Origin of the sequence: Klebsiella sp. C360, assembly GCF_048822415.1 — a bacterium.
In the GTDB taxonomy this organism is placed as follows: domain Bacteria; phylum Pseudomonadota; class Gammaproteobacteria; order Enterobacterales; family Enterobacteriaceae; genus Klebsiella; species Klebsiella quasipneumoniae.
Map to the genome: position 1 here is coordinate 63,113 of NZ_JBMEZZ010000015.1, position 12,727 is coordinate 75,839.

Annotated in this window: 13 protein-coding genes; 12 read left to right on the forward strand and 1 reads right to left on the reverse strand. The window is 59.5% G+C overall.

Going from position 1 to position 12,727, the window contains the following annotated elements; translation table 11 throughout:
• Nucleotides 1–35: 35 nt before the first annotated feature.
• Nucleotides 36–2,594 carry a peptidoglycan glycosyltransferase/peptidoglycan DD-transpeptidase MrcA gene (mrcA, locus tag ACOI7D_RS24710; protein ID WP_032454231.1) on the reverse strand — a complete coding sequence of 853 codons (2,559 nt, stop codon included), beginning with the start codon at nt 2,592–2,594 and terminating at the stop codon, nt 36–38.
• 118 nt (nt 2,595–2,712) lie between these two features.
• Here mrcA and ACOI7D_RS24715 point away from each other — a divergent pair, with 118 nt between their 5' ends.
• From ACOI7D_RS24715 to trpS, 12 genes are all read left to right on the forward strand, one after another.
• Entirely contained in the window at nt 2,713–3,513 is an 801-nt protein-coding gene (locus tag ACOI7D_RS24715) for a hypothetical protein (RefSeq protein WP_048298489.1), read from the forward strand.
• Nucleotides 3,497–4,030 carry a PilN domain-containing protein gene (locus ACOI7D_RS24720; protein WP_087826923.1) on the forward strand — a complete coding sequence of 178 codons (534 nt, stop codon included), beginning with the start codon at nt 3,497–3,499 and terminating at the stop codon, nt 4,028–4,030. Before ACOI7D_RS24715 ends, ACOI7D_RS24720 begins: the two co-directional genes overlap by 17 nt.
• Nucleotides 4,020–4,448, forward strand: coding sequence for a pilus assembly protein PilO (locus ACOI7D_RS24725; RefSeq protein WP_072413867.1), 429 nt, complete (start codon nt 4,020–4,022; stop codon nt 4,446–4,448). Before ACOI7D_RS24720 ends, ACOI7D_RS24725 begins: the two co-directional genes overlap by 11 nt.
• Nucleotides 4,438–4,818, forward strand: a complete 381-nt coding sequence (locus ACOI7D_RS24730; protein ID WP_072422222.1) for a HofP DNA utilization family protein — start codon at nt 4,438–4,440, stop codon at nt 4,816–4,818. Before ACOI7D_RS24725 ends, ACOI7D_RS24730 begins: the two co-directional genes overlap by 11 nt.
• Nucleotides 4,754–5,995 carry a DNA uptake porin HofQ gene (gene hofQ, locus ACOI7D_RS24735; protein ID WP_064154975.1) on the forward strand — a complete coding sequence of 414 codons (1,242 nt, stop codon included), beginning with the start codon at nt 4,754–4,756 and terminating at the stop codon, nt 5,993–5,995. The genes ACOI7D_RS24730 and hofQ overlap by 65 nt, the downstream gene beginning before the upstream one ends.
• Nucleotides 5,996–6,265: 270 nt before the next feature.
• Entirely contained in the window at nt 6,266–6,787 is a 522-nt protein-coding gene (aroK, locus tag ACOI7D_RS24740; RefSeq protein ID WP_002920267.1) for a shikimate kinase AroK, read from the forward strand.
• Nucleotides 6,788–6,842: 55 nt separating this feature from the next.
• Complete coding sequence (gene aroB, locus ACOI7D_RS24745; RefSeq protein ID WP_109546857.1) at nt 6,843–7,937, forward strand: 3-dehydroquinate synthase; 1,095 nt, start codon at nt 6,843–6,845, stop codon at nt 7,935–7,937.
• An 84-nt stretch (nt 7,938–8,021) separates the two neighbouring features.
• Entirely contained in the window at nt 8,022–9,311 is a 1,290-nt protein-coding gene (damX, locus tag ACOI7D_RS24750; RefSeq protein WP_109546858.1) for a cell division protein DamX, read from the forward strand.
• 78 nt (nt 9,312–9,389) lie between these two features.
• A complete protein-coding gene (dam, locus tag ACOI7D_RS24755) occupies nt 9,390–10,217 on the forward strand; it encodes an adenine-specific DNA-methyltransferase (protein WP_004202178.1) in 828 nt (275 codons plus the stop codon).
• A 17-nt stretch (nt 10,218–10,234) separates the two neighbouring features.
• Nucleotides 10,235–10,912: a ribulose-phosphate 3-epimerase gene (gene rpe, locus ACOI7D_RS24760; RefSeq protein WP_023291190.1), complete on the forward strand. Its 678-nt coding sequence runs from the start codon at nt 10,235–10,237 to the stop codon at nt 10,910–10,912.
• Nucleotides 10,905–11,666, forward strand: a complete 762-nt coding sequence (gph, locus tag ACOI7D_RS24765) for a phosphoglycolate phosphatase (protein ID WP_064154977.1) — start codon at nt 10,905–10,907, stop codon at nt 11,664–11,666. The genes rpe and gph overlap by 8 nt, the downstream gene beginning before the upstream one ends.
• Nucleotides 11,659–12,663 (forward strand): tryptophan--tRNA ligase, encoded by a 1,005-nt coding sequence (gene trpS / locus ACOI7D_RS24770; RefSeq protein ID WP_002920253.1) that lies wholly within the window; start codon nt 11,659–11,661, stop codon nt 12,661–12,663. Before gph ends, trpS begins: the two co-directional genes overlap by 8 nt.
• Nucleotides 12,664–12,727: the final 64 nt, after the last annotated feature.

Sequence of the window (12,727 nt, forward strand, 5' to 3'; positions counted from 1 at the left end):
CAGCAATAAAAAAGCGCCCGCAGGCGCTTTTTTTGTCAGAACAGCTCGTGGGTTTCACCGCCGCCGTCCGTCAAGGTGGTGCCCACCTCATGGACCGCCTGCTGCGTGGGCTGGGTACCCTCAATAAAGTATTCCGCCCGGCTGTTGCCCCCGTTCGCCAGCTGACCGGTGCTGCGATCGATATTCACCGTGACGATTCCCGGCGGCGGCGTTAACGGCTCTTCCGCAACGCCTTCCAGCACGCTCTTCATAAAGCTGTCCCAGGCCGGTTGGGCGCTTTTGGCGCCGCCTTCGTAGCCGGAGATCTGATCTTTAATCGCCCCTGACGCGGTGGTCCGGCCAAGATCGCGACGATGATCGTCAAAGCCGATCCAAACCGAGGTCACCACGCCCGGCCCGTAGCCTGAGAACCAGGCGTCCTTCGAGCTGTTGGTGGTTCCGGTTTTGCCGCCGATGTCATGCCGCTGCAGATCCCGTCCGGCGCGCCAGCCGGTTCCCATCCAGCCCGGTTCGCCAAAGATGTTGCTGTTCAGCGCGCTCTTGATCAGGAAGGCCAGCGGGGTATTGATCACATGCGGCGCGTATTCCTGGGCGCCGCTCTGCGCCACCAGTGACTGATTGGCCTGCTCCAGCTGCGGCTGCGGCGGCACGTTGCCATTCTGCGGTTCCGTCGAGGTGGCGACATCTTCCACATCTTTGTTTTCCAGCACATTGGATTTTGGCGTATCGCCGTAAATCACCGGTAAATCACACTGCGGGCAGGCGATTTTCGGGCGCTCCTCGAAGAGGACCCCACCCTGATCATTCTCAATCTTACTGATAAAGAACGGGTTGACCAGGAAGCCGCCGTTGGCCATCACCGAATACCCGCGGGCGACCTGCAGAGGCGTAAATGAGGCGGAGCCCAGCGCCAGCGATTCGGTGTGGACAATGTTTTGCGCCGGGAAACCAAAGCGCTGCAGGTACTCGGCGGCATAGTCAACGCCCATGGCGCGCATGGCGCGCACCATTACCACGTTTTTCGACTGCCCCAGGCCCTGGCGTAAACGAATCGGACCGGCATACTGCGGCGGCGAGTTTTTCGGCCGCCAGTCGGAGCCGGCCCCGGCGTCCCAGCGCGAGATTGGCACATCGTTGAGCATGCTTGCCAGAGTTAAGCCTTTATCCATCGCAGCGGTGTAGAGGAACGGCTTGATGTTGGAGCCGACCTGGCGCAGCGCCTGGGTGGCGCGGTTAAACTTGCTCTGGTTAAAGTCAAACCCACCGACAAGGGCAATAATCGCGCCGTTTTGCGGGTTAATGGAGACCAGCGCCGAGTTGACGTCCGGGACCTGCGACAACCACCAGCTGTCACCCACTTTGCGAACCCAGATCTGCTGCCCGGCCTGCACGACGTCGTTGACTTTACGCGGAGTCGCTCCCTGCTGCGTATCGGAGATAAAGCGACGAGCCCAGCGCACGCCGTCCATCGTCAGTGAAACGGAGTCGCCGTTAGCCAACAGCGCGACGGCCTCCTGGGCATTCGCGGAGGTGACCACCGCAGGAGAAAGCGGGCCTAAGCCAGGCTGGCGCTTCAGGGCGTCGACGATCTTTTTCGCCTCCCACGGCGTTTCGCCGACCTTCCACAGCACGCTGGCCGGGCCGCGGTAGCCGTGACGCATATCGTAATCCAGCACGTTATTGCGGACCGCCTGCTGGGCCGCCTGCTGGTTTTTGCGGGTAATCGTGGTGTACACCCGGTAGCCATCTTCATAGGCCTGCTCGCCATAGCGATTCACCATCTCCTGGCGCACCATTTCGCTCAGATAAGGCGCTGAGAAGGCGATTTTCGGCGCGTGGTAGCTGGCGTCGATGGGTTCGCTGCGCGCTTCATCGTATTGCGCCTGGGTGATGTACCCCTCGCTCAGCATACGCGACAGCACCACGTTGCGACGGGCTGTGGCGCGATCCATCGAATAGAGCGGGTTAAAGGTGGACGGGGCTTTCGGCAGACCGGCAATCACCGCCATTTCGCTGAGGGTCAGCTGGTCGATAGGTTTGCCAAAATAGACCTGCGCCGCGGCGCCGACGCCATAGGCGCGGTAGCCGAGGTAAATCTTGTTCAGATACAGCTCAAGGATTTCATCTTTGTTCAGCAGCTGCTCGATGCGGATGGCCAGAAAGGCCTCTTTAATCTTACGCATCAACGTCTTCTCGGGGCTGAGGAAGAAGTTACGCGCTAGCTGCTGGGTGATGGTGCTGGCGCCCTGCGAGGCGTGGCCTGAAAACATCGCCACGCTGGCGGCGCGGAAAATACCCACCGGATCGACGCCGTGATGCTCATAGAAACGACTGTCTTCGGTGGCGATAAACGCTTTCACCAGCTCGGGGGGAATTTGCTGCAACGTTACAGGGATACGGCGCTTTTCGCCGTACTGCGCAATAAGCTCACCGTCGGCGCTATAGACCTGCATCGGGATCTGCAAACGCACATCCTTCAGGGTTGCGACGTCGGGGAGTTGCGGCTCTATGTATTTGTAGAGGCCAAAAATCGAGCCTGCTCCCAGCAGTACGCAACAGACTGCAAGGATCAATAGATACTTTACGAACTTCACCGGTGTTTTCCCATTTAGTTTTATTTGGGCAGTTTATAAACAAACGCGCGGTAGTATAAAGGCAAGCCAGGTGCATTGATATAGCCGGACAGTTTTGCCGGATAAGGAGATCGTAAGCATGGCTTTCAGAAACTGGCGGATCGGAATGCATATCCAACAGGATAGCATTGCCATTGTCGCGCTACTGCATGAGCGCTCACACTGGGCACTGCGCCGCTGGTGGCGCATTCCGCTGCCGCCAGGTCTGGTGCGGCAGGGGATGGTGGCGGACGTTAGCGCCCTCGGCTCACGGCTGGCCGCCTGGCGGCGGGAGCTACCGGCGCAGCATCAGATCAGTATCGCCTTTCCCGCGGCTCGCACGTTGCAAAAACGCCTGCCTTATCCCCAGTTCGCCCTGCGAGAGCGGGAACAGGCGACGTGGATAGCCAGCGCCATGACCCAACAGCTGGCGATGCCCGCCTCCTCTCTATGTATTGATTATGCGCCCACCTCGCGGGATGACGGCTGGCAGGTGACGGCGGCGCAGCGGCTGGATATCAATGTTCTGCGGGAGCTGGCAGGGCGGCTGCGGCTGCGGGTGGCGGCCATCGTACCGGATGCCAGCGCGCTCGGCGCCTTTTTCCCCTGGGTGACGGCAGCAGAGCAAGGCCTGGCGTGGCGGGATGAAAAGTACTGGCTATGGGCGACCCAGGAGGCCTGGGGCTGTGACGCCTGCGATGCGATAGGGTCCTTAAGCCAGCTGGCGGGGCAACTTCAGGTTCCTCTGCGCCTGTGCGCTGATGCGGGCGACGAGGCCAGTCGTTTTGATGTCTGGCAGGTGGTTCACCGCCGGCAGCCTCCGCTGCCAGCCGACGGCGATCGCTACGCCATTGCCCTTGGGCTGGCGCTGGGAGGCGGGCGCCATGACGCATGTCGTTAATCTTCTCCCCTGGCGTGACCTGCGTCGCCGCCAGCGCCTGCGCTACGCCCTGTTGTTAGCCACCGGTATCGTGCTGCTGGTGGGAACGACCCTGCAGGCGGGGCGAACAGCGGGTCTACAGCGCGACGCCCTGGCGAGGATCCACACGACAGCCGACGCAGCGTTGCTCGCCTCGCTCAAACAGCGCGAACAGGCGATGCGCGAGGCATGGCAGCAGCATCAACGCCAGCGCGAGCAGCGCCAGCGCAGATCGACGATCGCCGCCTGGCAACCCCGACTAATGGCGCTCGCGGCAGGCCTGCCCGCTCAGGCATGGCTGACGCGGCTGGAGTACCAGGGGGCGCGCCTGACGCTGGATGGCCTGGCCCTCAACCTGCAGGCGCTGGCCCGGGTGGAGGCTGCTCTGGCCAGCGTCGCGGGATTCGCGCCGGCTAAAGCCGGCGGAACGCAGCGCGACGCCGAGGGGCGCTGGCAGTTCAGTTTTACCCTGTCGGGAGCGCGCACCGATGCGGATTAACACCCGGCGCACCCGGGCGGGGCTGTTGATTCTGCTCGCGATGGGGCTGATGGGGGGCGGCGTGGCGCTCTGGCGCGATGCCCCCCAGCCGCTGGCGGCGCTGTCCCGCGATGGCGCTCTGCAAACGCAGTGGCGGCGGATCATGGCGCTGCGCATCCCCGCCGGTGAAAGTTCCGGGGAACGCATCGACAAGCAGCCGTTCTCGCCCATCGCCATTCCGCTCGCCGGCGCGAAGCTAATCGCCTGGCATCCGCAGGGGAGCGGCGGTGAGATGGCGCTGTCTCTCCCCTGGCCGACGGTACCCGCCCTGTTCTCATGGCTGGCGCGCTGCGGGATGAACCCGCGTTCGTTCTCGCTGGAGCGCGAGGGGCAGGCGCTGCGCATGCGGCTGCAGCTGGAGGCGGAAGATGGGCGGTAAATGCTGGATTTTGCTGTGGTTGCCGCTGTCGCTGCTGGCGGCCGGGCGCGATCCTTTCCTGCCGGTTGAAGATCCTTGCCGCACGGCGCAGCTGTCGCAATGGCGCTATGGCGGCGCGGCCGGCGATGGCGCAGGCTGGACGGGGTTTTTGCAGGATGGAAGCGGCATGTGGCGACGGGTACGCCTGGATGAGCAATTGCCCACGGGCTGGCGGGTGAGTCGGCTGACGGCCGGCGAGCTGGACATCGTCACGCTTCCGGGATGTGAACCGCCAGCGTGGCGCTGGCAACGTGAAGGAAAACAAGATGATGCGATGGATAAGCCTGCTGCTTCTGCTGCTACCGCTGGCGGTGGTCGCCGCGCGAAATGACAAGCCGGTTTCGCTGGTCGTTGACGACGCGCCAGTGGCCCAGGTGCTGCAAGCCCTGGCCGAAATGAACCATAAGAACCTCGTTGTCGCACCGGACGTCAGCGGCACGCTCTCCCTGCGCCTGCAGAAGGTCCCCTGGACCCAGGCGCTGCGGGCAGTGGCGGATAGCGCAGGCCTCTCTTTGCAACAGCAGGGGACGGTCATCTACGCGCATACGCAGGCTTGGCAAAAAGCCAATCTGGCGCAGCGCGAAGCTGAACAGGCGAAACGTCTGCAGAACCTGCCGCTGCTGGCGGAGAGCGTGACGCTGCACTATGCCGATGCCGAGGAGCTGGCTAAAAGCGGCGGTAAGTTGCTTAGCGCCCGGGGAAACCTGATGGCGGACAAGCGGACCAATCGGCTGCTGATCCGCGATGATGCGCGGCATCTGCCGGCGCTGAAGGCCTGGGCGCAGGAGATGGATCTGCCGGTCGGACAGGTGGAGCTGGCCGCCCATATCGTGTCGATGAGCGAAACCAGCCTGCGTGAACTGGGGGTGAAGTGGCGGCTGGCGGAGGCTGAAAGCACCCCGGGATCCGGGCACATCACCACCCTAAGCAGCGATGTGTCGGTCAACGATGCCAGCACCCGCGCAGGCTTTAACATCGGCAAAATTAACGGGCGCTTGCTTGAGCTGGAGCTTTCCGCGCTGGAGCGCAAGCAGCAGGTCGAGATTATCGCCAGTCCTCGTTTGCTCGCCTCCCATATGCAGCCCGCCAGCATCAAGCAGGGGAGCGAGATCCCCTATCAGGTCTCCAGCGGTGAAAGCGGCGCCACGTCGGTGGAGTTTAAAGAGGCGGTGCTGGGCATGGAGGTGACGCCGACGGTGCTGCAGAAGGGGAGAGTGCGGTTGAAGCTGCGAATAAGCGAGAACACGCCAGGCCAGGTGCTGAAGCAGGATAACGGCGAGGCGCTGGCCATTGATAAACAGGAGATCGAGACCCTGGTGGAAGTCCGCAGCGGCGAGACCCTGGCGTTGGGCGGCATCTTTTCGCAGAAAAACAAAACCGCCCGCGACAGCGTCCCGCTGCTTGGCGATATCCCGGTGCTAGGGCGTCTGTTTCGCCGCGACGGGAAAGATAATGAACGCCGTGAACTGGTTGTCTTTATTACGCCACGGATTCTGGCAGTACGTTAAGCAGGTTTTTCATGCTAAACACGTTTCAGGTGTTTGACGTGAGGACGGATTTAGCATACAAGGGGTACCGATTTGAGAGTCGGGTACGACATCAATCCTCCCTTTATTGTCCGGCGATTTTATTCAGTTGCCAAACCAGCCGGAGTATTGAGATAATTTTTAGTCTGACTCTCGCTCTATTGCATATGAGGTTTCAGTTCATGCCCTGCGGCGCTGGGTGTCTGCGAAGCGGGTTTATCATTAACGAATAGTCTTAGTAGTACCGAAAAAATGGCAGAGAAACGCAATATCTTTCTGGTTGGGCCTATGGGTGCCGGCAAAAGCACTATTGGGCGCCAGTTAGCCCAACAGCTCAACATGGAATTTTACGATTCTGATCAAGAGATTGAGAAACGCACTGGCGCTGATGTGGGCTGGGTCTTCGATGTTGAAGGCGAAGAAGGCTTCCGCGACCGTGAAGAAAAAATTATCAATGAGTTGACGGAAAAACAGGGGATTGTGCTGGCGACTGGCGGCGGCTCTGTAAAATCCCGTGAAACGCGTAACCGTCTCTCCGCCCGCGGCGTGGTGGTCTACCTGGAAACAACGATCGAGAAGCAGTTGGCCCGTACGCAGCGCGATAAAAAGCGTCCTTTGCTACAAGTCGATGCGCCGCCTCGTGAAGTACTGGAAGCGCTGGCTGACGAGCGTAACCCGCTGTATGAAGAGATCGCCGATGTGACTATCCGCACAGACGATCAGAGTGCGAAAGTCGTCGCGAACCAGATTATTCATATGCTGGAAAGCAACTGATTCTGGCTTAATAAAAGTGCGTCAGAGTAAAAGTCATTGAGGTGGATGTCGCGTTATGGAGAGGCTTACTGTTACCCTCGGGGAACGTAGTTACCCGATTACCATCGCGGCTGGTTTGTTTAACGATCCAGCTTCCTTCCTGCCACTCAAGTCGGGCGACCAGGCTATGCTGGTCACCAACGAAACGCTGGCGCCGCTTTATCTGGATACCGTCCGCTCTGCGCTGGAGCAGGCAGGGGTCAACGTTGACAGCGTGATCCTGCCCGACGGCGAGCAGTATAAAAGCCTGGCGGTGATGGATACCGTATTTACCGCGCTGTTACAAAAACCCCATGGCCGCGACACCACGCTGGTGGCGCTCGGCGGCGGTGTTATCGGTGATTTAACCGGTTTCGCCGCGGCAAGCTATCAGCGCGGCGTGCGTTTTATCCAGGTCCCTACCACCTTGCTGTCGCAGGTCGACTCGTCGGTCGGCGGCAAAACCGCAGTGAACCACCCTCTCGGCAAAAACATGATTGGCGCCTTCTGGCAGCCGGTTTCCGTGGTGGTTGATCTTAACTGTCTGAAGACGCTTCCGCAGCGCGAACTCGCTTCCGGACTGGCTGAGGTCATCAAGTATGGGGTGATCCTCGACGGCGCATTCTTCAACTGGCTGGAAAACAACATTGATGCCCTGCTGGCGCTGGATGAAAAGGCCATGGCGTACTGCATTCGCCGTTGCTGTGAGCTGAAAGCGGAAGTTGTGGCTGCTGACGAGCGTGAAACCGGGTTACGTGCTTTACTCAATCTTGGACATACCTTCGGCCATGCTATCGAGGCGGAAATGGGCTACGGTAACTGGCTGCACGGCGAAGCGGTGGCGGCAGGTATGGTGATGGCGGCGCATACGTCCGAGCGGCTGGGGCAGTTCCGCGCGCAGGATACTCAGCGCCTTATCGATCTGCTCAAGCGTGCAGGTTTACCGGTACGCGGCCCGCAGGAAATGAGTGCGCAGGCGTATTTGCCCCATATGATGCGCGATAAGAAAGTACTGGCTGGCGAAATGCGGCTGGTGCTCCCGCTCGCAATAGGAAGCAGCGAGCTGCGCGGCGGAGTGCCGCATGATGTGGTTCTTGGCGCGATTGCTGATACTCAGCAGGCGCAACAATAAGAAGGTCTGGCCGCGTTCGCGCGGCGTTATCATTTCGGGTGATGTGCAATAATCGTGAGCATAAGCCTTTTAGTGGGGTGTTAAATGGATGATTTCAAACCAGAAGACGATATGAAAGCCGATCGCAACGATCGTCGTGCTGGTCGTTCCCGTCAGTCTTCCGAGCGTGATGCCGATCCGCAGATCAATTTTGACGATGTCGATCTTGATGCCGATGAAGGCCGTCCGACGCGCGCCGGCAAGGCCCGTCGTGAGCGTGAAGAGGAAGAGTTCGAAGAAGAACTGGATGCGGAAGATGAGGAGATGCTCGAAGAGCAGCCTGTAGAGCGTCGTCCGCGTAAGCGTAAAAAAGCGCCGGCGAAACCCGCTTCCCGCCAGTACATCATGATGGGTGTGGGGATTCTGGTGCTGTTGCTGTTAATCGTAGGTATCGGTTCCGCGCTGAAATCGCCATCTTCGTCCAGCCAGCAGACCGCTTCCGGCGAGAAGAGCATTAATCTGTCTGACGACCAGTCCGCCAGCACGCCAGCTGCCGGCCAGGATCAGACTGCCGCCAATACCACCACACAGCAGGACGTCACGGTACCGCCAATTGCCGCGAACCCGACCCAGGGCCAGGCAGCGGCAGAGCCGCAGGGCCAGCAGCGTGTTGAAGTTCAGGGCGATCTGAATAACGCGCTGACCCAGCAGCAGGGCCAGCTGGACGGCGCCGTAGCTAACTCGACGCTGCCAACTGAACCGGCAACAGTCGCGCCGATCCGTAATGGCGCCAGTGGCGCCGCGGCGCCGCGCCAGACGATCGAACGTCAGACGGCGGCAACGCCGCGTCCGGCCGAGCGTAAGCACACCGTCATCGAAGCGAAGCCGCAGCCGAAACCACAGGCGGTGGCGAAAGCGCCGGTAGAAACGAAACCGATCCAGCCGAAGCATGTTGAAAGCGCGGCCACTACCGCTCCGGCGAAAACGACCGTCAGCGAAAGTAAACCGGCAGCCACCGCGCAGAGCAAACCAGCCACGACCGCGACGACCGCAGCGCCAGCCGCAACGGCAGCCGCGGCAGCGCCGGCGGCGAAGAGCGGTAAAACGGCAGGTGACGTCAGCTCGATGAAATCTGCGCCGTCGGGTAACTATACCCTGCAGCTCAGCAGCTCCTCTAACTATGAAAACCTGAATAACTGGGCGAAGAAAGAGAAGCTGGACAGATATGTTGTCTATGAAACGTCGCGTAACGGCCAACCGTGGTACGTGCTGGTGAGCGGTATCTATTCATCGAAAGATGAAGCGAAACGCGCGGTCACCTCGCTGCCGCCGGACGTGCAGGCGAAAAATCCATGGGCAAAACCACTGCATCAGGTTCAGGCTGATCTGAAATAATGCCGTGGGGTAGTCTTAAGCGCAGGATGCTGTCGGAGCTTTCTCCACAGCCGGAGAATGTGTAATTAGTTAGGCAGCATGAAAAAGAATCGCGCTTTTCTAAAGTGGGCAGGGGGGAAGTACCCCCTGCTTGACGATATTAAAAAGCATTTGCCGGAAGGTGAGTGCTTAATCGAGCCCTTTGTGGGCGCCGGGTCGGTATTTCTCAATACCGACTTTTCTCGTTATATCCTCGCGGATATCAACAGTGATTTAATCGGCCTGTACAACATCGTCAAATTGCGCACCGACGAGTATGTCGCTGCCGCCCGCGAGATGTTTACCCCCGAAAACAACGTCGCTGAGCGCTACTACCAGTACCGTGATGAATTCAACCAGAGCCAGGATCCGCTGCGTCGCGCGGTGCTGTTCCTGTATCTGAACCGTCACGGCTACAACGGCCTGTGTCGTTACAATTTGCGCGGCGAATTCAATGTGCCGTTTGGCCGCTATAAGAAGCCCTATTTCCCCGAGGCTGAGCTCTATCATTTTGCCGACAAGGCGCAAAACGCTGAGTTTTACTGCGAATCTTATGAAGAGTGCATGCAGCGTGCGGATAGCCGCACGGTGGTGTATTGCGATCCGCCCTATGCGCCGTTGACGGCGACGGCGAACTTTACCGCCTACCACACCAACAGCTTCAACCTGGAGCAACAGGTGCTGCTGGCGCAAAAGGCGGAATCGCTGATGAAGAAACGGATCCCGGTGCTGATTTCCAACCACCGCACGCCGTTGACGCAGGAGTGGTATAAAAACGCGGCAGAAACGCATATTGTGAAGGTTCGGCGCAGCATCAGCAGCAACGGTGGTACGCGTAAAAAGGTGGACGAGCTTTTAGCGCTCTACCGTCCGCCTAAGACCAAATAAATTTCAAGGAGATGCGGATGAAGCAGTATTTGATTGCCCCTTCGATTCTGTCGGCTGATTTTGCCCGTCTGGGTGAGGATACCGCGAAGGCGCTGGCGGCGGGTGCGGATGTCGTGCACTTCGACGTCATGGACAACCACTACGTGCCGAACCTGACGATTGGCCCGATGGTGCTGAAGTCGCTGCGTAACTACGGTATTACCGCGCCGATCGACGTCCACCTGATGGTGAAGCCGGTCGACCGCATCATTCCTGATTTTGCCGAAGCTGGCGCCAGCATCATCACCTTCCACCCGGAAGCCTCCGAACACGTCGACCGCAGCCTGCAGCTTATCAAAGAGCACGGCTGTAAAGCGGGCCTGGTGTTTAACCCCGCGACGCCGCTGAGCTATCTCGATTACGTGATGGATAAGCTGGACGTGATCCTGCTGATGTCGGTTAACCCGGGCTTTGGCGGCCAGTCCTTTATTCCGCAGACGCTGGATAAACTGCGTGAAGTGCGCCAGCGCATCGATGCGTCCGGCTACGACATTCGCCTGGAAGTGGATGGCGGAGTGAAAGCGAGCAATATCGGCGAAATCGCCGCGGCGGGTGCGGATATGTTCGTTGCCGGTTCGGCGATCTTCGGCCAGCCGGACTACAAGAAAGTCATTGATCACATGCGTAATGAATTAGCGAAGGTAAGTCATGGATAAATTACAGGCGATCCGCGGCATCGCGTTTGATCTCGACGGCACGCTGGTGGACAGCGCGCCGGGTCTGACCGCCGCCGTTGATAACGCCCTCTACGCCCTGGAGCTGCCGGTGGCGGGAGAAGAACGCGTCGTGACCTGGATCGGCAACGGCGCCGATGTTCTGATGGAGCGGGCGCTGACCTGGGCTCGTCAGGAGCGTGCAACGTTACGTGCGGCGATGGGCAAGCCTTCCGTCGACGATCATGATATTCCGCAAGACGAACAGCTGCGCATTTTGCGTAAACTGTTTGACCGCTATTACGCCGAAGCGGCGGAAGAGGGCAGTTTCCTGTTTCCGGCAGTGGCCGATACGCTCGGCGCGCTGCAGGCCAAAGGCCTGCCGCTGGCGCTGGTGACCAATAAGCCGACGCCGTTCGTCGCCCCGCTGCTGGACGCGCTCGATATGGCGAAATACTTTACCGTGGTGATCGGCGGCGATGACGTACAGAACAAAAAGCCGCATCCGGAACCGCTGCTGCTGGTGGCGCAAAAGCTCGGCCTGACGCCGGAGGCGCTGCTGTTCGTCGGCGATTCCCGTAATGATATTCAGGCGGCCAAAGCGGCAGGCTGCTGCTCTGTTGGCCTGACCTACGGCTATAACTATGGCGAACCGCTTGCGCTGAGCGAGCCGGACTATCTCTTCGACCAGTTTAATGAACTCTTACCCGCTCTCGGGTTACCGCACAGTGAAACTCAGGAATTGAAACATGACTAAGCCCATCGTTTTTAGTGGCGCACAGCCCTCAGGTGAACTGACCATTGGCAACTACATGGGTGCGCTGCGTCAGTGGGTAAACATGCAGGACGATTACCACTGCATCTATTGCATCGTGGACCAGCACGCCATCACCGTGCGCCAGGATCCGCAGCAGCTGCGTAAGGCGACGCTGGACACCCTGGCGCTGTATCTGGCCTGCGGCATCGACCCGCAGAAAAGCACTATTTTCGTTCAGTCTCACGTGCCGGAACATGCCCAGTTAGGCTGGGCGCTGAACTGCTACACCTATTTCGGCGAACTGAGCCGCATGACCCAGTTTAAAGACAAGTCCGCGCGCTACGCGGAGAACATCAACGCCGGTCTGTTTGATTATCCGGTACTGATGGCCGCTGACATTCTGCTGTACCAGACCAACCAGGTTCCGGTGGGCGAAGATCAGAAACAGCACCTTGAACTGAGCCGCGATATCGCCCAGCGTTTTAACGCCATCTACGGCGATATTTTTAAAGTGCCTGAGCCGTTTATCCCTAAATCCGGCGCGCGCGTGATGTCGCTGCTGGAGCCGACGAAAAAGATGTCCAAGTCCGACGACAACCGCAACAACGTCATCGGCCTGCTGGAAGACCCGAAATCGGTGGTCAAGAAGATCAAACGTGCGGTCACCGACTCCGACGAGCCGCCGGTGGTGCGCTACGACCTGAAAGAGAAAGCGGGCGTCTCCAACCTGCTGGATATCCTCTCCGCGGTCACCGGGAAAACCATTCCTGAGCTGGAGCAGCATTTCGAAGGCAAAATGTATGGCCACCTGAAAGGCGAAGTCGCCGAAGCGGTATCGGGCATGCTGATTGACCTGCAGGAGCGCTATCACCGTTTCCGTAACGACGAAGCGTTTCTCAATCAGGTGATGAAGGACGGCGCAGAAAAGGCCAGCGCGCGCGCTTCTCAAACCCTGAAAGCGGTATACGAAGCGATTGGCTTTGTCGCCAAGCCGTAAGCGACGCAACAGCTAAAAAGGGCGGGGATATCCCGCCCTTTTTTATGCCTGTCGTTCACGCCGT